Origin of the sequence: Pseudaquabacterium terrae (genome assembly GCF_013266755.1) — a bacterium.
Taxonomy (GTDB): Bacteria; Pseudomonadota; Gammaproteobacteria; order Burkholderiales; family Burkholderiaceae_C; genus Pseudaquabacterium; species Pseudaquabacterium terrae.
The window spans coordinates 182,974-204,797 of record NZ_JABRWJ010000012.1 but is presented as its reverse complement, the minus strand read 5'-3'; the positions used below and the strand labels follow the sequence as shown (position 1 = coordinate 204,797).

Below are 21,824 nucleotides of genomic sequence, written 5' to 3'. Positions count from 1 at the left end.
TGCGGCCGGTGGCACGCGCCTATACTGCCGCGAATGAACGAAACAGTTCGTCTTGTTCGCCGTGCCAAGGCGGGCGCTCCGGTGCGTGCTGCCGCCCCGCGCAAGGAGCCGAGCCGCACCAACGACCCCGAACGCACGCAGGCCAACATCCTGCAGGTGGCCGAGGCCGAGTTCGGCGAGAAGGGACTCGCCGGCGCGCGCATCGACGCGATCGCCGAAGCGACGAAGACCAGCAAGCGGATGATCTACTACTACTTCGGCAGCAAGGAGGGCTTGTACCTCGCGGTGCTGGAGGAAGCCTATCGCCGCGTGCGCGATGTCGAGGCCGAGCTGCACCTGCAGGACCTGGAGCCCGAGGAAGCGCTGCGCCGGCTGGTGGCCTTCACCTTCGACCACCACCTGCACCACGAGAGCTACATCCGCCTGGTGATGTCGGAGAACATCCACCGCGGCGAGTACCTGGCGCAGAGCCCGCGCATCCAGGAGCTCAACGTGCCGGCGATCGCGGCGATCCGCAACCTGGTCGAGCGCGGCGTCAAGGCCGGCGTCTTCCGCAAGGGCCTCGACGCGGTGGATATCCACGCATCGATCTCCGCGCTGAGCTTCTTCAACGTCTCCAACCGCCACACCTTCGGGCTGATCTTCAAGCTCGACATGCAGTCGCCGGCCTACATCGCGCAGCGCCGCGACAACGTGGTCGAGATGATCGTGCGCTTCGTTCGCAAACTTTGAAGCAGGCCGCGCGGCCGCGGCGCCGCGCTGCACGGCGGGCGGGTTATCCCCCGGTTTAAAACTAACCAGTTCGTACAAAATGCGCGACGGAGACATTACGCGCATGCTCGACACGTTCATCGACCGGCTCTGCCGGCTGTTCGGCTTCCTGATGGTGACCTGCCTCGCGCTGATGGTGCTGATGGTCTTCGGCAACGTCGTGCTGCGCTACGGCTTCAACTCCGGCCTCACGGTGTCGGAGGAGCTGTCGCGCTGGCTCTTCGTCTGGATGACCTTCCTCGGCGCGCTGGTCGCGTTGCGCAAGCACGGCCACCTGGGCACCGACACGCTGATCTCGCGCCTGCCGGTGGCCGGCAAGAAGCTGTGCCTCGGCGCTTCGCACCTGCTGATGCTGGCCATGTGCTGGCTGATGGCCAGCGGCGGCTGGCAGCAGATGCTGATCAACCGCACCACCACCAGCGCGGTGATGGAGGTCTCGATGGCGTGGTTCTACGCCAGCGGCGTGGTGTTCGGCGTGCTCGGCGCGCTGATCATCGCGCACGAGTTCTGGAAGCTGGTGTCGGGGCGGCTCGCCGAAGCCCAGCTGATCGGAATCGTCGAGTCGGAAGAAGACGTCGCCACGGCCGATGCCGGCGCCGGCGCGCGAAAGGTGGCCCCGTGACGATCGCGATCTTCCTCAGCTCGCTGCTCGGCGCAATGGTGCTGGGCGTGCCGATCGCGTTCGCGCTGCTGTTCTGCGGCGCCGCGCTGATGTGGCACCTGAACATGTTCGATGCGCAGATCCTGGCGCAGAACACGCTCGAAGGCGCCAACAGCTTCCCGCTGCTGGCCGTGCCCTTCTTCATGCTGGCCGGCGAGATCATGAACACCGGCGGCCTGTCGCGCCGCATCGTCAAGCTGGCGATGACCCTGGTCGGTCATGTGCGCGGCGGCCTGGGCTACGTTGCGATCATCGCGGCGGCGCTGATGTCGGCGCTGTCGGGCTCGGCGGTCGCCGATGCAGCGGCGCTGTCCGCGCTGCTGCTGCCGATGATGGTTCGCGCCGGTTACGACCGGCCGCGCTCGGCGGGCCTCATCGCCTCGGCCGCGGTGATGGGCCCGATCATTCCGCCGAGCATCGGCTTCGTGGTCTTCGGCGTCGCGGCGAACGTCTCGATCTCCAAGCTCTTCATCGCCGGCATCTTTCCGGGCATCCTGCTCGGCGCCTCGCTGTGGCTCACCTGGTGGTGGATGACGCGCCGCGACCACCGCAGCAAGCCCGCCGAGCCGCCGCCGCGCGCCAGCCGCCACGACGTGCTGATCGCGCTGAAGGACGCCACCTTCGCGCTCGGCCTGCCGCTGATCGTGATCGTCGGCCTGAAGTTCGGCGTCTTCACGCCGACCGAGGCCGCGGTCGTCGCCGCGGTCTATGCGCTCCTCATCGCGACGGTGGTCTACCGCGAGCTGAAGCTGTCGCAGCTGTACGGCCTGTTCCTCGCCGCCGCGCAGACCACCGCGGTGGTGATGTTCCTGGTCGCCGCGGCGATGGTCTCGGCCTGGATGATCACCGTGGCCAACCTGCCGGCCGAGCTGGTCCGCCTGCTGCAGCCGCTGCTCGACCAGCCGACGCTGCTGCTGCTGGCGATCATGCTGCTGACCATCGTCGTCGGCACCGCGATGGACATGACGCCGACGATCCTGATCCTGACGCCAGTGCTGATGCCGCTGGTGCGCGCGGCCGGCATCGACCCGGTGTACTTCGGCGTGCTGTTCATGATCAACAACGCGATCGGGCTGGTCACGCCGCCGGTCGGCACGATCCTCAGCACCGTCGCCGGCGTCGGCAAGATCAGCATGGACGAGGTCACCAAGGGCGTGTGGCCGTTCATGCTGGCGCAGTTCGCCGTGATGTTCCTGCTCGTCTTTTTCCCCGCCCTCGTCACCGTGCCGGCGCGCTGGCTCTACAACTGAGCCCCCGCGCCCGCCATAACCCACGAAAGACACGTCCATGAAACACATGCTGCTGAAGACGCTGCTGGCCGCCGTCGCGCTCGCCGCTGCGGCGCACGCCACCGCGCAGACCCGCACGATCAAGTTCGCCAACCAGAACGCCAAGGGCCACCCGGTCGTGCTGGGCATGGAGAAGTTCGCCGAGATCGTCGAGGCGAAGTCGGGCGGCAAGCTCAAGGTCAACGTGTTTCCCGGCGGCGCGCTCGGCAGCGACCAGGCCAACGTCTCGGCGCTGCAGGGCGGCACGCTGGAGATGGCGTCGATGAACTCGGGCATCTTCGCCAGCATCGTCAAGGACTTCGAGATCTACGACTTCCCGTTCCTGTTCGCCACGCCGAAGGAAGCCGATGCAGTCGTCGACGGCCCGTTCGGCAGCAGCCTGCACAAGAAGCTCGAGGACCGCGGCATCGTCGGCCTGGCGTACTACGAGCTCGGTTTCCGGCAGATCACCAACAGCAAGCGCCCAATCACCAAGGTCGAGGACGTCGCCGGCCTGAAGCTGCGCGTCATTCCGAACCCGATCAACGTCGACTGGGTCAGCGCGCTCGGTGCCAACCCGACGCCGCTGCCGTTCCCCGAGCTCTACGCGGCGCTCGAGCAGAAGGCCGTCGACGGCCAGGAGAACCCGGTCGCGACGATCAACGGCGCCAAGCTCTACGAGGTGCAGAAGTACATGACGCTGACCAACCACCAGTACAACCCGCAGTCGGTGGTGATCAGCAAGAAGTTCTGGGACACGCTGTCGGCCGACGAGAAGAAGCTGGTGCAGGACGCCGCGCTCGAATCGGCCAGGCACCAGCGCGAGCTGTCGCGCAGCGCCGCCGCCGGCATCCTCGACAACCTGAAGAAGGCCGGCATGCAGGTCAGCGAGCTGCCGCCGGCCGAGTTGGCGAAGCTGCGCGAGAAGATGAAGCCGGTGATCGCCAAGCACAGCGCCGGCGTCGGCGAGGCCACCGTCAAAGCGGTGATGGCCGAGATCGACAAGGTGCGCGGCAAGTAGCGGAAACGAGCTCACTGAGGTTTCCGCCATGCAGATCGACGGCCGCACCGAGGTGATCGCGCACCTCGGCTATCCGACCCACGCCTTCAAGGCGCCGCTGGTCTACAACCCGTACTTCGAGGCCGCGGGCATCAATGCCGTCGTCGTGCCGATGGCTTGCCGCGCCGAGCACTTCGCCGCACTGCTGCCGCGCTTGTTCGCGCTCGACAACGTGCGCGGCGCGCTGATCACGATGCCGCACAAAGTGAGCGTGCTCGCGCTGCTCGACGAGCTGACGCCGACGGCGCGCGTCGCCGGCGCCTGCAATGCGGTGAAGCGGCTGCCCGACGGGCGGCTGGCAGGGGATCAGTTCGACGGCGCCGGCTTCGTCCGCGGCCTGCGGCGCAAGGGCTTCGAGCCGGCCGGTGCACGCGCACTGGTGGTCGGCTGCGGTGGTGTCGGCTCGGCGATCGCGGCCTCGCTGGCCGACGCCGGCATCGCGGCGCTGGCCTTGTTCGATGCCCAGTCCACCACCGCCGATGCGCTGGCGCAGCGGCTGCAGATGCACTACCCGCAGGTCAGCGTCGCCACCGGCAGCCGCGATCCGGCCGGCTTCGACCTCGTCGTCAACGCCACGCCGCTCGGCATGCAGCCGGGCGATCCGCTGCCGGTCGACGTCGCGCGGCTCGATCCGCGCTGCTTCGTCGGCGAGGTCGTGATGCGCACCGAAAAGACGGCTCTGCTGCTGGCCGCCGAAGCACGTGGCTGCCGCGTGCAGGTCGGCACCGACATGCTGTTCGAGATGATCCCGCCCTACCTCGAGTTCTTCGGCTATCCGACGACGACGGCGGAGCGGCTTCGGGCGCTGGCGCGGCTGCCGGCGACATCGCTGGAGGAAGCATGAATGAATTGCTGCTCGATGCGGCGCACGGCCCGGCCACACCGGGCCGCGAGCCGGAACAGCCCTCGTTCAGCGACGAGGCCAACCCGCTCGGCCTGAACGGCATCGAATTCATCGAGTACGCGACGGCGCGGCCGCAGGCGCTCGGCCAGGTGCTCGAATGCATGGGCTTCCGGCCGGTCGCGCGGCATCGCTCGCGCGAAGTGCTGCTGTACCGGCAGGGTGGGCTCAACATCGTGATCAACGCGCATCCGGTCGCCGACCGCGCAGCCGACGCCGCCGACGAGCCGCCGGCGATCAGTGCGATCGCGCTGCGCGTGCGCGATGCGCGCGCCGCGCACCGGCTGGTGCTCGAGCGCGGCGGCTGGGAGGTGCCGACGCAACCCGAGGCGATGGAGCTGAACATCCCGGCGATCCACGGTGTCGGCGGCAGCCGCATCCACTTCGTCGACCGCTACCGCGAGTTCTCGATCGTCGACGTCGACTTCGTGCCGATCCCGTCGGTGGATCCGCAGCCGCCGGCCGTCGCGGGCCTGCACTTCTTCGGTGTCGTGCAATACATCGGCCGCGGCCGCAGCGCGGACTGGATCGCGTTCTACCGCACGCTGTTCGGCATGACGGCGATCCCCGACGAAGAACGCTTCGGCATCCTGCCGGCCGGCACCTTGCTGCGCGCGCCGGCGCTCGAGCCGGAGAACGGCTTCCTGCTGCAGCTGATCGAGCCGCCGAAGGAAAGCGACGATCCGGCCGGTGAGCGCCTGCAGCGCATCGGCCTCGGCGTGCCCGATGTGCTGGCCGCCGTGCAGGCGCTGCGCGCGCTCGGCATGCAGTTCGTCGAGACCGCCGCAACGCACTCGGGTCAGCGTGGCGCGTTGACGAAGACCTACCTCGGCAGCGTGATGTTCGAGCTGGTGCACCACGAGCGATGACCCACCGCCGCAGCATCGAGCACACCATCGCCGGCTTCGGCATGGACACGATCACTTTGGCCGGGCCGCTCGAAGCCAAGCTCGATGCGATGCGCGGAGCGGGATTCGGCCAGGTGATGCTGAAGGCCAACGACCTGGTCGGTCATCCGCAGGGTTGGCAGGCGGCAGTGCAGGCGGTGAAAGCGAGCGGCTTGCGCGGCACGGGCTTCCAGGTGCTGCGCGATTTCGAGGGGCTGTCGGGACATCTGCATCAATACAAGGTCGACATCGCGAAGACGATGCTGCAGATGTGCGCCGCGCTCGGTTGCGACGTGCTGCTCGCCTGCTCGTCGACGTCGACGCATGCCAGCGCCGACCTGGACCACCTGGCGCGCGACCTGCGCAAGCTGGCCATGCTGGCTCTGCCGCACGGCATCCGCATCGCCTACGAAGGGCTGTCCTGGGGCCGCACGGTCAATGAGTTCACGACCGCGTGGGACGTCGTCTGCCGCGCCGACTGCCCGAACCTCGGCCTCGCCTTCGACTCGTTCCACGCGCTCGCCGCGGGCACGCCGCTGCAGGCCATCGAGCAGCTCGATGCGGCGAAGATCTTCCTCGTGCAGCTGTCGGACTTCATGTGGCAGGAGACGCGCACCTTCGAGGAACGCATGGCCACTGCGCGCACCTTCCGCGTTTTCCCCGGCGAAGGCGTGCACAGCGGGCAGCTGGTGGAGATGGTGCGCCGGCTCGATGCGCTGGGCTACGCCGGCGACTACAGCTTCGAGGTCTTCAACGACGACTACGTGCAGATGCCGCTGCCGATGGTGGCCGAGCGCGCGCGGCGCTCGGCGCTGTGGCTGGCCGAGGACGTGCTGCGCCGCGCGACGCCGCGGCCGAACCAGCTGCGGCTGCGCGGGTGATGGCTACGCCGCGTCGCTCTCGCGCAGGATCTCGACCAGGGCGCGCAAGCCCGCGGTGTACGAGCGCCAGCCCAGCCCTTGGATTGTTGCCTTCACCGCCGGCGAGATGATCGAATGGCTGCGCCACGGCTCGCGCGCGCCGATGTTGCTCATGTGCACTTCGAGCACCGGGAACGGCATCGCCTTGATCGCGTCGTGCAGCGACACGCCGTGCTGCGTCAACCCGGCCGGGTTCAGCAGTGCGCCCTGCGCGAGGTCGATGTTCTCGTGGAGCTTGTCGACCAGCGCGCCTTCGTGGTTGGACTGGAAGGTCTCCAGCTCGATGCGCAGCTCATCGGCCAGCCCGCCGAGCCGCTCATTGATTTGCGCCAGCGTCGTGGTGCCGTAGATGTGCGGCTCGCGGCGGCCGAACAGATTCAGGTTCGGCCCGTGCAGTACGAGGATCTTCATGCGCACTGCTCACTTGTGCAGGCGAGCCAGCTCGTCCGCGTAAAGCTTGGTGATCGCGGGGTCGTAGCTGGCGAGGAACTTCTCGGTCACCGGCTTGGCGATCTGGCGCATGCGCGCCTGCTCGGCCGCAGTCAGCTCGTTGTACTGCATGCCCTTGGCCTGCAATTCGGCCACCGCCTTCTGCGCCGCGGCGCGGCTCGCCTGGCGCTGGTAGGCACGCGTCTCGTTCGCCGCCTCGGTCATGATGCGCTGCTCGGTCGGCGACAGCCGGTCCCAGAAGCGCTTGCCGACGAGCATGATGTTCGCGGCGTACACATGGTTCGTCGCGCTGACGTACTTCTGCACCTCGAAGAACTTGTTCGACAGGATCACCGCGAACGGGTTCTCCTGCCCATCCACCGCCTTGGCTTCCAGCGCGCCATAGAGCTCGACGAAAGGCATCGGCACCGGGTTGGCCTTGAAGGCCTTGAAGGTGTCGAGGAACACCGGGTTCGGGATCACGCGCAGCTTCAGGCCATCGAGGTCCTCGGCCTTGGTGATCGCCCGCTTGCTGTTGGTCACGTTGCGAAAGCCCAGATCCCAGTAGCCGAGCGCGACCAGGCCCTTTTCCGGCAGGCGCGCGATCAGCGCCTGGCCGAGCGGCCCGTCGAGCAGCGCATCGGCCTGCGCGAAGTTGGCCACCGCGAACGGGAAGTCGACCAGGCCGAACTCCTTGACGATGCCGGCCAGCGAGGTGGTCGCCGGCGCCGACATCTCCTGCACGCCGCCCTGCAGCGCCGACTGCTGCTGCATCTCGTTGCCGAGCGCCGAGGCCGGGAACTCCTGCACCTTCAGCTTGCCGCCGCTCTTGCTCGCCACCAGCTCGGCGAAGCGCTTGACGCCCAGGCTCACCGGGTGGTCGGCATTGTTCAGGTGGCCGAACTTGATGACACGTTCCTGGATGTCCTGCGCATGGGCGCCCGCAGTCCAGGCGAAGCAGACCCCGGCAAGAGACAGGGCGAGGGTGAGACGACGCATGGTGGCGCTCCTTCGTTGCGATCAGAGCCACGATTGTCGAAAGCGCAGGAGAACCGCCTTCCAGATTGGAAATGCGTTCCGGATCGAGAAACGAGGGCGCCGTGAGCATCGCGCTGGAACGTGGCCTGGCGATCCTCGAACGGCTGGCCGCGCACAGCGAGGGCCTGTCGCTGATCGCGCTGGCCGACGAGATCGAGATGCCGCGCAGTGCCTGTCACCGCTTGCTCACCGAGCTGCAGCGGCACGGCTACGTGCGGCAGCTGCGCGAGCGCGGCGACTACGTGATGACGACCAAACTCGTCTCGCTCGGCCTGGGTTTCCTGAGCAACGCCGGCATCGTCGACATCGCCGAGCCGCTGCTCGAGCGGCTGGCCGAGACCTCGGGCGAGCTGGTGCGCCTGGCGATCGTCGACGACGACCGGCTGACCTGGGTGGCGAAGGCGCAGGGCACGCGCCGCGGCCTGCGCTACGACCCCGACATGGGCATGGACGCGCGGCTGTCGTGCACCGCGTCGGGCCACGCGTGGCTGCTGACGATGAGCGACGAGCGCGCGCTGGCGCTGGTGTCCAAGCAGGGCTTCGGTGCGCCGAAGGACTATGGCCCGAAGGCGCCGACGACGGTGAAGGCGCTGCTCGCCTTGCTGCAGGCGGCCCGCACGCGCGGTTTCGCGATGATCGACGAGGTCTTCGCGCCGGGCATGGCGGCGATGGCGGCGCCGGTGCTGCGGCGCGGCCACGCGGTCGGCGTGATCAGCATCGCCGGGCCGCGCCAGCGGCTGACGATCGCGCGCATGCAGGCGCTCGCGCAGCCGCTGCTGGCAGCGGCGGCCGAGCTGGGGCCGATCAGCGGCACGTCCAGCCTGTTCGGGCGGCCGCCGCTGGGCAAGGCCTGAGTGCGGCCGGCATCGCGGCGCGGGCGCAGCTTCCTGCGCCGCACAATCACCGCATGCATCTCATCCGCTGGATCGACAACACGCGCCGCCACCCGTCGGCGATCCTGCTCGTCGTGCAGCTGGCCGGCATGCTGCTGTACCCGTTCATCGAAGGCACCGATGCCGGCCGCATCGGCTTCGGCGTGTTCGGCATCGTGGTGCTGGCCATCACGACCGGGATGGTGCGCCGCACGCCGGGGCTGAACTGGGTCTCCGGCGGCATTGCGGTGCCGGCGGTGGTGTTGCTGGCATTGCAGGCGTTGTTCGGCATGCCGTCGTTGCTGCCGTGGTCGGCGGCGCTGGAGGCGGTGTTCTACTTCTACGCGGCCGGCAGCCTGATCGCCTACATGATGGCCGACCGCCACGCCACCACCGACGAGCTGTTCGCCGCCGGTGCCACCTTCACGCTGCTGGCCTGGGGCTTCGCCTATGTCTACGTGCTGACGCAGGCGCTGCAGCCGGGCTGCTTCGCCGCCGCGGTGAACCCGCAGTCGCCCCGCACCTGGACCGAGCTGATGTACATGAGCTTCGCGCTGCTGTCGAGCACCGGCATCGGCGACGTGATTCCGATCAGCACGCATGCCCGCATGCTGGCCGCGGTCGAGATGTTCGTCGGCGTGATGTACCTCGCGGCGGTGGTGTCGAGGCTGATCGGCCTGACCTTGCTGGACCGCAAGGACCTGCCGCCGCGTTAGCGCGTTAGCCCGAGGTCAGCGAGCTGCGGCGATGACACCGCTGCACGCGCGCTGCACATCGCCGATCAATACGTCCGCCGGCGGGCACTCGTCCCGCACCAGCAGCGCCTGGATCACCAGCGCATGCACGATCGCGAAGGCTGAGTCGGCGGTGTGCTGCGCATCGAGCCCCGCCGGCCAGTCCGACGCGGCGGCCAGCGCATCGCGGAACAGCGCGACGAACTCGCGGTAGATCTCGCGGTAGCTCTCGGGCGACGAGATGCGGCGCTCCAGCGTCAGCAGCGCACGCCACTCGGCGCTCTGCGCGGCCAGCGGCTGCACGTGCGCGGCGACCAGGGCGTCGATCGTCTGCTGCAGCGTGCGCGGCGTGTCCGCCCGCGCGGCCGCGGCCACCGCCGCCGCCTGCTTGCGCATCCAGCCGCGCACGGTGACCGCGGCAATCGAATCCTTGCTCGGGAAGTAGCGGTACAGCGTGCCCAGGCCGACGCCGGCCAGCGACGCGATCTCGCGCATCGAGACTGTTTCGTAGGGCTGTTCGAGCAGCAGGCGCACGAGCGCTTCCTGGATCGCGCCGCTGGTGATCCAGGCGCGCGATTGCGAGGGCTTGCGGCGGGGCTTGAGCGTCGAGGTCATGCGGGCAAAGCTGAACAGGGCCGTCTGCGGCGTTGGCGGGCAGGCGGGTCGCGGGGCCATTGTCACGAGTGAAGCGCCGGCCCGCCGGCCCGGGTTTCGGCAGCGCGCAAAAGGCGAACACCCCGATCACCCATCGCGCCTAAGCTTCAGCCACCCCGACGGGAGCCCCGACGATGAACCACCCGCTCGAAGCGCCGCTGCCGGCCACGCTGGCCGGGATGATCGATCGCCTCGACCAGCAGCGCCGCAGCGGCCGGCGCGAGACCGGCGACGCGGCCGGCAGCCTGCCGACCCGCCGCTACACCGACCCCGCGCACTGGCAGCGCGAGCAGGCAGCGCTGTTCGGGCAGTGGCCGGTCGTCGCGGCGCACAGCTCCGAGCTGCCGGCCGGCTCGGCGCTGGCCTTCGATGCGCTGGGCGTGCCGATCGTGTTGACGCGCTCGGCCGAGGACGGCCGCGCGCGCGCCTTCTTCAATGTCTGCCGCCATCGCGGCATGGCGCTGGTGGCGGCAGGGGCCGGATCCGAGCCGGCGCAGGCGAAACCCTGCAAGGCGCTGGTCTGCCCGTACCACGCCTGGACCTACGAGCTCGACGGCCGGCTGCGCCACCGCCTGCATGCCGAGACCTTCGACGGCATCGACCCGGCGATGCTGAACCTGGTCGAGCTGCCCTGCGACGAAACGGCCGGCCTGATCTTCGTGCAGCGCACGCCCGGCCCGGCAATCTCGGCCGCGGCCTTCCTGCAGGGGCTGGACGAACACCTGCAGTGGCTGGGGCTGGCCGGCATGACGGTGTTCCGCAAGGTCGACCGGACCTACGCCGCGAACTGGAAGCTGACCGCGGACGCGTTCCTCGAGGGTTATCACATCCGCGTGCTGCATCGCGACACGATCTACCCGTTCTTCGCCGATGCCTTCGTCGTCAACCTGCACGCCGGCCCCCACCAGGATTCGCTGGTCGCGCGCCGCGCCGCGTTCGAGGCCTTCGAGCCGCCGCGCGACCGCGTGGCACTGTGCAAGCTGGCCTCGCCGACGCAGCTGCTGTTCCCGAACACCTTCCTGATCTGGCACCCCGACTACGTCAGCCTGATCGGCATGTTCTCGCCGGCGGTGGATCAGGTGCGCTGGGTGCACACGATGCTGATCCCGCCCGAGCGCAGCGGCGCCGACTGGACACCGCACTGGGAGAAGACCTTTCGGCTGATCGAGCAGACGGTGTTTCAGCAGGAGGACATCGGCACCGCGGTGGCCATCCAGCGCGGGCTGGCCAGCGGCGCCAACACCACGATGCAGCTCGGCCGGCTCGAGCACGAGGTGCTGCGCTTCCACCGCGGCATCGACGCGGCGATCGACGGCACGCTGCTGCCGTTCAGTGCAGCGCCGACAGAAAGCTCTTCAGCTCCGCCGTCTGCGGCGCCGTGAACAGCTGCTCCGGCGGGCCCATGTCGTGGATGCGGCCGGCCGTGGCCGCTGAAGCACGTTTCAGGACTTTTAATCGGCGACGTCGTCTGCGCTCAAGGACAGGACGGCCACCCCGGCCCACGATGCAGCCACGATCAAATCCGGTGGAGTCTGAGTCATGTCCTGGAGCCGGCAATACGATCCCGACGTGACCGAAGGACCGTCCATGGCAGTCACGGCCTACGCATTCGCGCCCTACCGCCTGCTCCCGTCGCAGCGCCAGCTGCTGAGTGGCGACGTGCTCGTCAAGCTCGGTGGCCGGGCGTTCGACCTGCTGCTCTCGCTCGTCGAACGCCGCGACCGGGTCGTGAGCAAGCATGAGCTGATGGACCTCGTGTGGCCCGGGCTCTTCGTCGAAGAGAACAACCTGCAGGTGCAGATCGTCGCGTTGCGCAAGCTGCTGGGCCACCCGGCCATCGCGACCGTGCCGGGACGGGGCTATCGGTTCACGCTGCCGGTCACGGAGGAGGGTGCCGCTGCGGAGCCCGCGCAGCGAGGCGCCAGCGCACACGCAGCGGCCGACACCCGGGCGCTCACGAACCTGCGGCCCGCGTTGCCGAAACTGTTCGGACGCGAGCAGGACCTGGCCGCGTTGCTCGGACTGCTGACGCGCCATCGGCTCGTCACGGTCGCCGGTGCGGCCGGGATCGGCAAGACACGGCTGGCGCAGGCCGCGGCCGAGGCTTGCAGGGCATGGGCGCGTGACGGCGTGTGGTGGATCGACCTCGCGCCGCTGGCCGAGTCGTCGTGGCTGCCCGGCGCCGTGGCGGCGGCGCTGGGACTGCGCTTCGAAAGCGGGACCGATCCCGATGCCGCCGCCCTGCGCGAGCTGCAGGAGCGATCGGCGCTGCTGGTCCTGGACAACGCCGAGCACCTGCTCGACGGCGTGGCGGGTTTCGTCGCCCGGGTGCTGCAGGCCGCGCCGGCCGTGCACATCCTCGTGACCAGCCAGGAGCCGCTGCATCTGGAGGACGAGCGCGTGCTGCGGCCGGCCCCGCTGTCGCTGCCGGTCGGCGATGACCCGGCAGCAATGGACGCCAGCGGGGCCGTGGCGCTGTTCGTCGCGCGTGCGAAGGAGGCGGATCGACGCTTCGAGCTCAGCGCTGCCAACAGCGCCCCGGTGGCCGACGTCTGCCGGCGCCTGGACGGCCTGCCGCTGGCGATCGAGCTCGCGGCGGCGCGGCTGCCGCTGCTCGGCATCGAAGGCCTGCGCGACAGGCTGGACCAGCGCTTTCATGTGCTGACCGCCGGGCGTCGCGGCGGCTTGCGACGCCACCAGACCCTGCGCGCCGCGCTCGAATGGAGCCACCAGTTGCTGTCGCCGGTCGAGCAGGCCGTGCTGCGCCGGCTCGGCGTCTTCGTCGGCGGCTTCACGCTCGAGGCGGCGCAGCACGTGGCCGAAGACAGCGGCATCGACCGCTGGGATGTGCTGGAGCACCTGGGCACGCTGGTCGACAAGTCCCTGGTCGTGGCCGAAGGCGACGCGGTGCTGCGCTACCGGCTGCTGGAGACGACACGATTGTTCGCGCTGGAGCGTCTCATCGACAGCGGCGAGGCACCCGCCGTGCGCGCCCTTCACCGCGAGCACTTCCTTCAACTGGCCGAAGCCTGCCAGCGCCACTTGCTGCACGCCGACGGGCGGTCCCACTTTGCCGTTCTCGATCGAGAGCGCGACAACCTGCTGCTGGCCTTGGCCTGGGCACCGGCGGGCGACGATCCGACCGCCGGCTTGCGGCTGGCCGCCGCGCTGCACCACTATTGGTTCCTGCGCGCGCTGCCTGCATTGGGCGCGCAGGTCACGCACGCCGCGCTGGCGCGACCGGGTGCCGAGCGGCCCTCGCTGGCACGCTGCCGTGCGTTGATCACGGCGGGATGGTTGAGTACCTGGACCGCCGAGGATGGGGAAGCCGTTCGGCTGATGGACGAGGCGCTGCGGCTGGCGCGGTCACTGGGCGACGCCGCGACCTTGTGCTTCGCCCTGGCGAAATTCGCGCATGTCCGGCACAACCGGAACGAGACGCGCGAGTCCCTGCCCTTGGCGTGCGAAGCCCTGACCGTGGGTCGACCGCTGGGCGACAGCATCGAGCTGGGCGACGCGCTCGTCATCCGGGCCCACGTGCACTTGCGTTGCGGCGAGCGGATGCAGGCACGCGCGCTGTTCGACGAGGCGCTGGCGCTGCGACAGCGCTTGAACACGCCTTCGGGAATCCTGTCGGTGCGGTTGTGCCTGGCGTTCTTCGCGATCGAAGACCGCGCACCCGAAGAGGCGAAGCGCCAACTCGAGCATGCGCTGCCGCTGGTCCCGCTGGCGGACTCGCACAACGCCGGGCTGCATCTGATCTCCGTCACGGCGCAGTGGGCCGCGATCGCCGGCCTGCATGAAGCCGCTGTCGTGCTGGAAGCGGCCGCCGAAGGGCTTCTCCATCGCGCCAGCATGAGGACCGAGCTGGAGCCGCAGGAGCACGAGCGCCTCGACCGCGCCTGGTGTGCATTTGAACCGCGCGCGCGCGAAACGCTCGTGGCTGCCGGCCGGGCCTTGTCCTATGCGGATGCGCTGCAGGCGGTTGCGGACGCGCTCTCGCCGAAGGCATGAACGACTGCGCGCGATGGCGCACGCATCCATGTCGCAGGATGCCGGTGGCGCTCGGGCGCTCAGTGCAGCGCCGACAGAAAGCTCTTCAGCTCCGCCGTCTGCGGCGCCGTGAACAGCTGCTCCGGCGGGCCCATCTCGTGGATGCGCCCCGCGTGCATGAAGACGATGCGGTCGGCCACTCGGCGCGCGAAGTTCATCTCGTGCGTGACCATCAGCAGCGTCATGCCTTCCTCGGCCAGGCGCTCGACGACCTTCAGCACCTCGCCGACGAGCTCGGGGTCGAGGGCCGACGTGATCTCGTCGCACAGCAGCACCGCCGGCTCCATCGCCAGCGCGCGGGCGATCGCCACGCGCTGCTGCTGGCCGCCCGACAGCTGGTCGGGGTAGGCCGCGAACTTGTCGGCCAGGCCGACGCGCTCGAGCAGCGCGCGCGCACGCGCTTCGGCCTCGGCGCCGCGCCGCTGCTTGACCAGCCCGGGCGCCAGCATGATGTTGTGGCCGACGTCGAGGTGCGGAAAGAGGTTGAAGCTCTGGAAGATCATGCCGACGTGCTGGCGCAGCTCGCGCATCGCCTTCGCGTCGCCGTGGCGCAGCGGCCGGCCGTCGACGCTCAACGCACCGTCGTCGAAGGATTCGAGGCCGTTGATGCAGCGCAAGAGCGTGCTCTTGCCCGAGCCGCTTCGGCCGATGATGGCGATGACCTCGCCGGGCGCGACCGCGAGGTCGATGCCCTTGAGCACTTCGTTGGCGCCGAAGCGCTTGCGCAGCGACTGGATGTCGACGATCGGCTTGGGCATCTCATTGGCCACGGTGCAGTTTCCTTTCCATGCCCCGGCTCCAGGCCGAGATCGGGTAGCAGAGCGCGAAGTACATCAGCGCGACGCAGGCGTAGACGGTGAAGGGCCGGAAGGTGGCGTTGGTGATCATCGTGCCGGCCTTGGTCAGCTCGATGAAGCCGATCACCGAGGCCAGCGCGGTGCCCTTGATCACCTGCACCAGGAATCCCACCGTCGGCGGCAGCGCGATGCGCAGCGCCTGCGGGCCGATGACGTGGCGCAATTGCTCGGGCAAGGTCAGCGCCAGGCTGGCGGCCGCTTCCCACTGGCCCTTGTGGATCGCATTGACGCAGCCGCGCCAGATCTCCGTCAGGAAGGCGCTGGTGTAGAGCGTCAGCGCCAGCGCGGCGGCCGTCCAGGCCGACACCTCCATGCCCAGCAGTGCCAGGCCGAAGTAGGCCAGGAACAGCTGCATCAGCAGCGGCGTGCCCTGGAACAGCTGCACGTAGGCGCCGACGACACGGTCGGCGCCGGGCCAGCGCGCCAGCCGAGCGCCCAGCAGTGCGAGGCCCACCGCGCCGCCGCCGACGAAGGCGATCAGCGACAGCACGACCGTCCAGCGCGCCGCCAGCAGCAGGTTGCGCACGATGTCCCACAGACTGAACTCGACCATCGTGGGTCCTAACGTCCAAAGAGAAAGCGCGGGCCCAGCCAGTGCAGCAGCTGGCGCAGCGCGACGGCCAGCGCCAGGTAGGCGAGCGTGGCGACGATGTAGGCCTCGAAGGCGCGGAAGTTGCGGCTCTGGATCAGGTTGGCGTAGTACGACAGCTCCTGCGCCGCGATCTGCCCGCACACCGCCGAGCCGAGCATCACGATGATGATCTGACTGGTCACCGCCGGCCACACGCGCTTGAGCGCCGGCGGCAGCACGACGCGCATGAAGACCTGAGCGCGCGTCAGCGCCAGGCTCATGCCCGCCTCGATCTGGCCGCGCGGCGTCGCGGCGATGCCGGCGCGCACGATCTCGGCCGCGTAGGCGCCGAGGTTGATCACCATCGCCAGCACCGAGGCCAGCTCCGGCGTCAGCCTCAGCCCCAAGCTCGGCAGCCCGAAGAAGATGAAGAACAGCTGCACGATGAAGGGCGTGTTGCGGATCGCCTCGACGTAGGCGCCGACGATCAGCTGCAACCAGCGGGGGCCCCAGCTGCGGCCCCACGCGCAGGCGATGCCCAGCGCCATGCCGACGACGGCCGACAGCGCGGTCAACAGCACTGTCGCGCCAATACCGCGTAAAAGCAGCGGCCATTCGGCCAGCACCGCGGCAAAATCGAAGCTCGGCATCGTGCGCTCCCTCGAAGCGATCAGTTCGGCAGATCGCCCGCCGGGCGACCGAGCCACTTCTGCGCCAGCTTGTCGAGCTCGCCGGCGGCCTTGGCGGCGCCGATGACCTCGTTGACCTTCAGGCGCAGCTTGTCCTCGCCCTTGGCGATGCCGATGAAGTTCGGCGAGTCCTTGATCAGCAGCTTGTACTCGGCGTTCAGCGCCGGGTTGCGCTGCATCATGTTGCCGGCCACCGAGGCGCCGGTGGCGATGACCTGCACCTGGCCCGAGACGAAGGCCGAGACGGTGGCGTTGTTGTCCTCGAAACGCTTGATGTCGGCGTTCGGCGGCGCGAGCTTCGTCAGCTCCATGTCCTCGATCGCGCCGCGCGTCACGCCGACCGTCTTGCCGGCGAGGTCGGCGAAGCTCTTCAGCGCCAGCGACTTCGGTGCGAACACGGCCTGGAAGAAGGGCGAGTAGGCGGCCGTGAAGTCGATGACTTTCTCGCGCTCGGGGTTCTTGCCGAGCGTGGAGATCACCAGGTGCGCCTTCTTGGTCTGCAGGTACGGGATGCGGTTGGCGCTGGTCACCGGCACCAGCTCGACCTTGACGCCGAGCTTGGCGCCGATCAGGTTGGCCATGTCGACGTCCAGGCCCTGCGGCTTCAGGTCGACGCCGACGAAGCCATAGGGCGGGAAGTCGGTCGGCACGGCGATCAGGATCGTCTTCTTCGCGAGCACGTCGTCCAGCGCGGCCTGGGCGCGGGCGGCCAGCGGCGCCAGCAGCGTGGCGGCGACGGCCAGGGTGGTGATCAGGCGGCGGTTCATCGTGGGTTCTCCTGGGATTTGCGGCGGTCGGCCGCGTCGGGGTTGATCAGGTCGCTGAAGAGGCGCCGCGGCGCCTCGGCTTCGGGCAGCAGCGCGGCGCGCAGCCGCTGCAGCGGGTCGTCGCCGGTGCTCGGCTGGCCGAGGTGGTTGGCCACCTCCTCGATGTGCTGGCGCAGCAGCTGCGCGGCCAGCGCATGGTCGCCGGCTTCGAGCGCGGCGACGATGCGTGCATGGTCGGCGCAGGAGCGGGTTGCGTCGTGCGTCGACTGGTAGAGCGCGGCGATCAGCGTCGTGCGCGCGGTCAGGTCCTTCAGGATGTCGGCCAGCAGCGGGTTGCCGGCGCAGTCGGCCAGGCAGACGTGGAACTCGCCGAGCAGGTAGCTGCGCCGCGCCGCATCGCCCGAGCGGATGGCGGCTTTCTCGTCGGCGACGTGCCGCTTCAGCCGCTTCAGCGCCGCCGGCGGCAAGGGCGCCGCCAGCGTGTGCACGAGGCCGGTCTCGATCGCCACGCGCGCATCGAAGGCCGACTTGGCCTCGGCCGCCGACGGCTCGATGACATACCAGCCGCGGCGCGGGCTGACCTGCACCATGCCGCGCGCCGACAGCCGGCCGAGCGCCTCGCGCACCAGCGTGCGGCTGACCCCGAACAGGTCGGCCAGCGACTGTTCGCCCAGGCGGTCACCGGCGCCGATGCGGCCGGCGAGGATCGCATCGACGATGCGGCCGGCGATGGCGTCGGGGTTGCGTACCGCGTCGGCATCGGCGTTGCGCACCGCGTCGGGCGCTGTGTCCGCTGCTTCCTGGTGCGTTGGCGCCCCGGTTGGGGGCGTCTTGCGTTTCTGCATGGCGTGGATGACTTGTATGCAAGACGTCCACGCAAGAATGAGGCCAACGTGCGCGGGTGTCAACCCGCGACAGCCCTGCTACGCCGCCGGTCGGTGCTGCGATCCCAGGTCGAACGGCAGCCGGCGCAGCCGTCGCCCGGTCGCCGCGAACACGGCATTCGCCAGCGCCGCCGCGGTGCAGTGCGAGGCCGGCTCACCGATGCCGGTCGGCGCGGCGTCGCTGTGAATCAGCACCGTCTCGATCACCGGCATCTCGTCGAAACGCAGCAGCGGGAAGTCGTGGAAGTTGCTCTGCTGCACACGCCCGGCCTCGACGGTGATGCGCGCCTTCAGCGCCGCGGTCAATGCGAACACGATGCTGCCTTCGACCTGCGCCTTCACGAGCTGCGGGTTGATGACCCGCCCGCAGTCGACCGCGCTGACCACGCGCTGCACCTTCAGGCCCTTGCCGTTCGGCACCACCTCGATCACCTGCGCGACGCAGGTGTCGGTGTAGGTGCTGGCCAGCCCGCGCCCGGCGCCGGCCGGCAGCGGCCGGCCCCAGCCGGCGGCTTCGCAGGCCACGCGCTGCACGCGTGCGAGCCGGCCGGTGTCGATCACCTCGGTGTCGCCTTCGTTCTCATAGCGCAGCTCGCGCGGCGCGCCGAGCAGGCGCTGGCGGTAGGCGAGCGGGTCTTCCTTCATCGCATGGGCGCATTCATCGAGCAGCGTCTCGTTGACCAGCGTGTGGTTGGCGGTGTAGCCGCGCCGCCACCACAGCACGCGGATCGTCTGCTCGACGAGGCGGTGCCGCACGTGCATCTCCTCGGCGCCGTACGGAAACTTCTCGGCATCGATCACCACGCTGCGGTCCAGGCCGCTCGGGGCGATCGATTCGCGCTCGCTCTGCTGTCGCACCGACAGCGCGGCCACCGAGTGTTCCAGCGCCAGGATGCGGCCGTCAGCGGCGAGCGCCACGCGCGCGCGGTGCCGGCTCGGCGGCGAGAACAGGCCGTGCTGCATGTCGTCCTCGCGCGTCCACAGCACCTGCACTGGCCGCTCGGCCTCCCGCGACAGCAGCGCCGCCTCGATCGCGTAGTCGGGCATCAGGCGGCGGCCGAAGCTGCCGCCGAGCAGGGGGGTGTGCACGACCACCCGGTCGGCGCTCAGGCCGGTCAGGTCGCGCAGCAAGCGGTGCAGATAACTCTGGAAGTGGCAGGGCGCCCAGACCTCGCATCGCTCGGGCGTCCAATGCGCGACCGCATTCATCGGCTCCATCGGCGCATGCGGGTACAGCGGCACCTCGTAGTCCAGCTCGAGCGTGCGATGAGCCGTCGCGAAGGCCTGGGCCAGGCCTTCGGGCGTGCCGTGGCGCAGGCCGCTGACCCACGGGCGCAGGCCCTCACGCGGCGCGTCCGGCGTGCCGTCGGCGAGCGCGCGCTGCAGGTCGTCGGCCAGCGTCGTCGTCGACGCCAGCCGGCCGCCGCGGGGTTTGCGGTCGGCGCTGTTCTCGTTCCACTGCAGCTTCAGCTGGCGCCGGCCTTGCAGTGCGGCCCAGGTCGAGCTCGCCAGCACCGCCGCGCCGTCGCGGATGTAGAGCTCCGACTCGGGGAAGGTGTTGCCCCGCAGCGGGATCACCTGCTGCACGCCGGGCACCGCGCGTGCCGCGCGCGCATCCAGCCGCGCCAGCCGACCGTTGATCACCGGGCTGCGCTCGATGACCGCGAACAGCATGCCCGGCACGCGCACGTCGAGCCCGTAGACGGCCTGCGCGCGCACGATGGCGTCGAGGTTCTTCGCCGGCAGCGGCCGGCCGATCAGGCGGTGCTCGCGCGGGTCCTTGAGCGCGGGCTTCTCGGGCACCGGCAGCGCGGCCGCGCGCGCCACCAGCTCGCCGTAGCCGATGCGCCGGCCGCTCGCCGGATGCAGCACCGCATGCTGCTCGGTTCGGCAGTCCGCAGGCGCGACGCCGAGCGCCTGGGCACCAGCCGAGCGCAGCAGCTCGCGCGCCTGCGCGCCGGCCACGCGTGCCGGCTGCCAGGCCGCGCTGATGCTGTACGAGCCGCCGGTGATCATGAAACGCTGGCCGTCGGGGCGCATCGTGTCGACGCTGATCCGCGCCCAGTCGGCATCGAGCTCGTCGGCGACCAGCATCGCGATGCCCGTGGCCGTGCCCTGACCCATCTCGGTCTTCGAGATCGACACCTGCACCGCGCCGTCGCGGTTGATCGTCAGCCAGGCGTTGGGGCGGAAGGGGGCGGCGGCCGTGGCGGGCTGTGCCTGCGCGTTGCCGTGCAATCGAAAACCGAGCACCAGCGAAGTGCCGGCGGCCGCGCCCAGGCGCAGCACGTCGCGCCGCGTCGGTGCCGTGGCGTTGGCGGTGGCGGCGCTCATGACCGCGCTCCGCGCGCAGCACCCAGCTCGGCCGCCCGATGCACCGCGGCGCGGATGCGCTCATAGGTGCCGCAGCGGCACAGGTTGCCGCGCAGCGCGTCGTCGATCTGCGCATCGGTCGGGCGCGGCACGCGCTCCAGCAACGCAGCCGCCGACATCATCTGGCCCGCCTGGCAATAGCCGCACTGCGGCACGTTGTGCTCGATCCACGCCTGCTGCACCGGATGCAGCTGCTCGCCGCGGCCGAGTCCTTCGGCCGTCAGCACGCGCTTGCCGGCCAGCGCGGACATCGGCACGCTGCAGGCGCGCGCGGCCGCGCCGTCGACGTGCACCGTGCAGGCGCCGCAGGCGCCGATGCCACAGCCGTATTTGGTGCCCGTCAGGCCGAGCTCGTCGCGCAGCACCCACAACAGCGGCTGCTCGCCGTCGCCGGCATAACGCCGGCTGACCCCGTTGATCGTCCATTGCACTCGCAGCGCAGCCATGTCGCCTCCGCACGCCGGACATCGGCGCGGCGACTATTCTTCGGCGCGCTGCACGGCCAGGCCAGGGCCTTCGGACGAGCGACGGGAATCGGGCGCCGAATGGCGGCGGCTGTCAGCCGCGCTGCAGCTTGGCCTCGCGCGCCGGGAGGTCGACCGTAGGCAGCGGCCAGTCCGCTGCGGGCTCGTCCGCCTGCAGATCGTCGTAGCCGGAGGCCGGATCGAGGCGCGAATCGGTCATCCACTCGAGTGGCCGCTGCAACTGCCGGCTGATCCATGCCAGCAGGGCCAGACCCATCAGCACCAGCAGGGCCAGGAAGGCGAATTCATGCAGTTCCATGGTGCCGGCTCCTTGCGAGATGTGTCTGTGGTTGCAGTGTCGAGTCGCGCCGCGCAGGGGCCGTGCCGGCCGGCGCCCGTTTCAGATGCCGGCTGGCAACGCCGCCACGGGTAGGAAGTGGCCGACAAGGGTCGGTCTGCTCCGACAGGACAACCCGTCCCACACCGATCCGTGCTGCCCGGGGTGGGACCTATGGTTGCCATCACCCCGCCGTCCTGCGGCGTTCCCCGCCATCCAAGGAGTCATCCATGAATGCACGTACACCCCGAACCCCGCTGCTGAGCGCGCTGTGCGCCGCCGCGCTGACGCTGGGCCTCGCCGCCTGCGATCGTCCCGACCAGACCGCCCGCGACGACACGGCGGCCGGCCAGGTGGCCCAGAAGGCGGATGAGGCGCAGGGCGCGATCAACGATGCGGCGATCACCGCCTCGGTGAATGCCCGGCTGGCGCGCGACAACGAGCTGAGCGCAATGCGCATCGACGTCGACACGGTCGGCGGCAAGGTCGCCCTGAAGGGCACCGCGCCGAACGACAGTGCGCGTGAACGCGCGACGCAGCTGGCGCAGGCGGTCGACGGCGTGCGCAGCGTCGACAACCAGCTGGCGATTGGCTGATCGTCCTCGAGTCTTGACGAACAGACGCCGGCCGGGGC

At 69.8% G+C, this 21,824-nt stretch carries 23 protein-coding genes; 12 read left to right on the top strand and 11 right to left on the bottom strand.

What is annotated here, in order from left to right; all coding sequences use genetic code 11:
* Positions 1–33: 33 nt before the first annotated feature.
* The 7 genes from HLB44_RS31950 (at position 34) to HLB44_RS31920 (ending at position 6,429) form a co-directional block, all read left to right on the top strand.
* On the top strand, positions 34–732 hold the full coding sequence (locus HLB44_RS31950; protein WP_173133136.1) for a TetR/AcrR family transcriptional regulator: 699 nt from the start codon (positions 34–36) through the stop codon (positions 730–732).
* Between the two features lie 103 nt (positions 733–835).
* The gene (locus tag HLB44_RS31945; RefSeq protein WP_173133132.1) at positions 836–1,393 is read left to right on the top strand and encodes a TRAP transporter small permease; all 558 of its coding nucleotides are present in this window, start codon (positions 836–838) and stop codon (positions 1,391–1,393) included.
* Positions 1,390–2,682 carry a TRAP transporter large permease subunit gene (locus tag HLB44_RS31940; protein ID WP_173133129.1) on the top strand — a complete coding sequence of 431 codons (1,293 nt, stop codon included), beginning with the start codon at positions 1,390–1,392 and terminating at the stop codon, positions 2,680–2,682. The genes HLB44_RS31945 and HLB44_RS31940 overlap by 4 nt, the downstream gene beginning before the upstream one ends.
* 37 nt (positions 2,683–2,719) lie before the next feature.
* A complete protein-coding gene (locus tag HLB44_RS31935) occupies positions 2,720–3,721 on the top strand; it encodes a TRAP transporter substrate-binding protein (protein ID WP_173133126.1) in 1,002 nt (333 codons plus the stop codon).
* 28 nt (positions 3,722–3,749) lie between these two features.
* Positions 3,750–4,604: a shikimate dehydrogenase family protein gene (locus tag HLB44_RS31930; protein ID WP_173133123.1), complete on the top strand. Its 855-nt coding sequence runs from the start codon at positions 3,750–3,752 to the stop codon at positions 4,602–4,604.
* Positions 4,601–5,530, top strand: a complete 930-nt coding sequence (locus HLB44_RS31925; RefSeq protein WP_173133120.1) for a VOC family protein — start codon at positions 4,601–4,603, stop codon at positions 5,528–5,530. The genes HLB44_RS31930 and HLB44_RS31925 overlap by 4 nt, the downstream gene beginning before the upstream one ends.
* Entirely contained in the window at positions 5,527–6,429 is a 903-nt protein-coding gene (locus tag HLB44_RS31920) for a sugar phosphate isomerase/epimerase family protein (RefSeq protein WP_173133117.1), read from the top strand. Before HLB44_RS31925 ends, HLB44_RS31920 begins: the two co-directional genes overlap by 4 nt.
* A 3-nt stretch (positions 6,430–6,432) precedes the next feature.
* Here HLB44_RS31920 and HLB44_RS31915 read toward each other — a convergent pair whose 3' ends face one another.
* Together HLB44_RS31915 and HLB44_RS31910 are read right to left on the bottom strand one after the other, a co-directional pair.
* On the bottom strand, positions 6,433–6,879 hold the full coding sequence (locus tag HLB44_RS31915; RefSeq protein WP_173133114.1) for a type II 3-dehydroquinate dehydratase: 447 nt from the start codon (positions 6,877–6,879) through the stop codon (positions 6,433–6,435).
* Positions 6,880–6,888: 9 nt separating this feature from the next.
* Positions 6,889–7,896, bottom strand: a complete 1,008-nt coding sequence (locus HLB44_RS31910) for a TRAP transporter substrate-binding protein (protein WP_173133112.1) — start codon at positions 7,894–7,896, stop codon at positions 6,889–6,891.
* Between the two features lie 101 nt (positions 7,897–7,997).
* Between HLB44_RS31910 and HLB44_RS31905 the strand changes: the two genes are divergently transcribed.
* Both HLB44_RS31905 and HLB44_RS31900 read left to right on the top strand, forming a co-directional pair.
* Positions 7,998–8,789 carry an IclR family transcriptional regulator gene (locus tag HLB44_RS31905; RefSeq protein ID WP_343051680.1) on the top strand — a complete coding sequence of 264 codons (792 nt, stop codon included), beginning with the start codon at positions 7,998–8,000 and terminating at the stop codon, positions 8,787–8,789.
* 53 nt (positions 8,790–8,842) lie between these two features.
* Positions 8,843–9,523, top strand: coding sequence for an ion channel (locus tag HLB44_RS31900; protein WP_173133106.1), 681 nt, complete (start codon positions 8,843–8,845; stop codon positions 9,521–9,523).
* 15 nt (positions 9,524–9,538) lie between these two features.
* Here HLB44_RS31900 and HLB44_RS31895 read toward each other — a convergent pair whose 3' ends face one another.
* Positions 9,539–10,156, bottom strand: a complete 618-nt coding sequence (locus HLB44_RS31895; RefSeq protein ID WP_173133103.1) for a TetR/AcrR family transcriptional regulator — start codon at positions 10,154–10,156, stop codon at positions 9,539–9,541.
* 173 nt (positions 10,157–10,329) lie between these two features.
* Between HLB44_RS31895 and HLB44_RS31890 the strand changes: the two genes are divergently transcribed.
* Complete coding sequence (locus HLB44_RS31890) at positions 10,330–11,577, top strand: aromatic ring-hydroxylating oxygenase subunit alpha (protein ID WP_173133100.1); 1,248 nt, start codon at positions 10,330–10,332, stop codon at positions 11,575–11,577.
* 205 nt (positions 11,578–11,782) lie between these two features.
* Entirely contained in the window at positions 11,783–14,209 is a 2,427-nt protein-coding gene (locus tag HLB44_RS31885; protein ID WP_173133097.1) for an ATP-binding protein, read from the top strand.
* Positions 14,210–14,268: 59 nt separating this feature from the next.
* Here the strand turns inward: HLB44_RS31885 and HLB44_RS31880 are convergent, their stop codons facing one another.
* From HLB44_RS31880 to HLB44_RS31845, 8 genes are all read right to left on the bottom strand, one after another.
* Complete coding sequence (locus HLB44_RS31880) at positions 14,269–15,006, bottom strand: amino acid ABC transporter ATP-binding protein (RefSeq protein WP_173133192.1); 738 nt, start codon at positions 15,004–15,006, stop codon at positions 14,269–14,271.
* A 1-nt stretch (position 15,007) separates the two neighbouring features.
* Positions 15,008–15,658 (bottom strand): amino acid ABC transporter permease, encoded by a 651-nt coding sequence (locus HLB44_RS31875; protein WP_173133095.1) that lies wholly within the window; start codon positions 15,656–15,658, stop codon positions 15,008–15,010.
* Positions 15,659–15,666: 8 nt separating this feature from the next.
* Complete coding sequence (locus HLB44_RS31870) at positions 15,667–16,326, bottom strand: amino acid ABC transporter permease (RefSeq protein WP_173133092.1); 660 nt, start codon at positions 16,324–16,326, stop codon at positions 15,667–15,669.
* A 20-nt stretch (positions 16,327–16,346) separates the two neighbouring features.
* Positions 16,347–17,132, bottom strand: a complete 786-nt coding sequence (locus tag HLB44_RS31865) for a transporter substrate-binding domain-containing protein (protein ID WP_173133089.1) — start codon at positions 17,130–17,132, stop codon at positions 16,347–16,349.
* Positions 17,129–17,977 carry a GntR family transcriptional regulator gene (locus tag HLB44_RS31860; protein WP_173133086.1) on the bottom strand — a complete coding sequence of 283 codons (849 nt, stop codon included), beginning with the start codon at positions 17,975–17,977 and terminating at the stop codon, positions 17,129–17,131. The genes HLB44_RS31865 and HLB44_RS31860 overlap by 4 nt, the downstream gene beginning before the upstream one ends.
* 78 nt (positions 17,978–18,055) lie before the next feature.
* Complete coding sequence (locus HLB44_RS31855; RefSeq protein ID WP_173133083.1) at positions 18,056–20,350, bottom strand: xanthine dehydrogenase family protein molybdopterin-binding subunit; 2,295 nt, start codon at positions 20,348–20,350, stop codon at positions 18,056–18,058.
* Entirely contained in the window at positions 20,347–20,835 is a 489-nt protein-coding gene (locus HLB44_RS31850) for a (2Fe-2S)-binding protein (protein WP_173133081.1), read from the bottom strand. The genes HLB44_RS31855 and HLB44_RS31850 overlap by 4 nt, the downstream gene beginning before the upstream one ends.
* A 112-nt stretch (positions 20,836–20,947) precedes the next feature.
* On the bottom strand, positions 20,948–21,172 hold the full coding sequence (locus HLB44_RS31845; protein WP_173133078.1) for a hypothetical protein: 225 nt from the start codon (positions 21,170–21,172) through the stop codon (positions 20,948–20,950).
* Positions 21,173–21,420: 248 nt separating this feature from the next.
* On the opposite strand from HLB44_RS31845, the gene HLB44_RS31840 reads away from it, so the two are divergent.
* Positions 21,421–21,786, top strand: a complete 366-nt coding sequence (locus HLB44_RS31840; RefSeq protein WP_173133076.1) for a BON domain-containing protein — start codon at positions 21,421–21,423, stop codon at positions 21,784–21,786.
* The last annotated feature ends 38 nt before the right edge of the window (positions 21,787–21,824 follow it).

Bases quoted from the DNA above. Each gene is read 5' to 3' on its own strand.
- HLB44_RS31950 (WP_173133136.1), top strand. From the start codon at position 34: ATGAACGAAACAGTTCGTCTTGTTCGCCGTGCCAAGGCGGGCGCTCCG.
- HLB44_RS31945 (WP_173133132.1), top strand. From the start codon at position 836: ATGCTCGACACGTTCATCGACCGGCTCTGCCGGCTGTTCGGCTTCCTG.
- HLB44_RS31935 (WP_173133126.1), top strand. From the start codon at position 2,720: ATGAAACACATGCTGCTGAAGACGCTGCTGGCCGCCGTCGCGCTCGCC.
- HLB44_RS31930 (WP_173133123.1), top strand. From the start codon at position 3,750: ATGCAGATCGACGGCCGCACCGAGGTGATCGCGCACCTCGGCTATCCG.
- HLB44_RS31925 (WP_173133120.1), top strand. From the start codon at position 4,601: ATGAATGAATTGCTGCTCGATGCGGCGCACGGCCCGGCCACACCGGGC.
- HLB44_RS31920 (WP_173133117.1), top strand. From the start codon at position 5,527: ATGACCCACCGCCGCAGCATCGAGCACACCATCGCCGGCTTCGGCATG.
- HLB44_RS31915 (WP_173133114.1), bottom strand. From the start codon at position 6,879: ATGAAGATCCTCGTACTGCACGGGCCGAACCTGAATCTGTTCGGCCGC.
- HLB44_RS31910 (WP_173133112.1), bottom strand. From the start codon at position 7,896: ATGCGTCGTCTCACCCTCGCCCTGTCTCTTGCCGGGGTCTGCTTCGCC.
- HLB44_RS31900 (WP_173133106.1), top strand. From the start codon at position 8,843: ATGCATCTCATCCGCTGGATCGACAACACGCGCCGCCACCCGTCGGCG.
- HLB44_RS31895 (WP_173133103.1), bottom strand. From the start codon at position 10,156: ATGACCTCGACGCTCAAGCCCCGCCGCAAGCCCTCGCAATCGCGCGCC.
- HLB44_RS31890 (WP_173133100.1), top strand. From the start codon at position 10,330: ATGAACCACCCGCTCGAAGCGCCGCTGCCGGCCACGCTGGCCGGGATG.
- HLB44_RS31885 (WP_173133097.1), top strand. From the start codon at position 11,783: ATGGCAGTCACGGCCTACGCATTCGCGCCCTACCGCCTGCTCCCGTCG.
- HLB44_RS31880 (WP_173133192.1), bottom strand. From the start codon at position 15,006: ATGCCCAAGCCGATCGTCGACATCCAGTCGCTGCGCAAGCGCTTCGGC.
- HLB44_RS31875 (WP_173133095.1), bottom strand. From the start codon at position 15,658: ATGGTCGAGTTCAGTCTGTGGGACATCGTGCGCAACCTGCTGCTGGCG.
- HLB44_RS31870 (WP_173133092.1), bottom strand. From the start codon at position 16,326: ATGCCGAGCTTCGATTTTGCCGCGGTGCTGGCCGAATGGCCGCTGCTT.
- HLB44_RS31865 (WP_173133089.1), bottom strand. From the start codon at position 17,132: ATGAACCGCCGCCTGATCACCACCCTGGCCGTCGCCGCCACGCTGCTG.
- HLB44_RS31860 (WP_173133086.1), bottom strand. From the start codon at position 17,977: ATGCAGAAACGCAAGACGCCCCCAACCGGGGCGCCAACGCACCAGGAA.
- HLB44_RS31855 (WP_173133083.1), bottom strand. From the start codon at position 20,350: ATGAGCGCCGCCACCGCCAACGCCACGGCACCGACGCGGCGCGACGTG.
- HLB44_RS31850 (WP_173133081.1), bottom strand. From the start codon at position 20,835: ATGGCTGCGCTGCGAGTGCAATGGACGATCAACGGGGTCAGCCGGCGT.
- HLB44_RS31845 (WP_173133078.1), bottom strand. From the start codon at position 21,172: ATGGAACTGCATGAATTCGCCTTCCTGGCCCTGCTGGTGCTGATGGGT.
- HLB44_RS31840 (WP_173133076.1), top strand. From the start codon at position 21,421: ATGAATGCACGTACACCCCGAACCCCGCTGCTGAGCGCGCTGTGCGCC.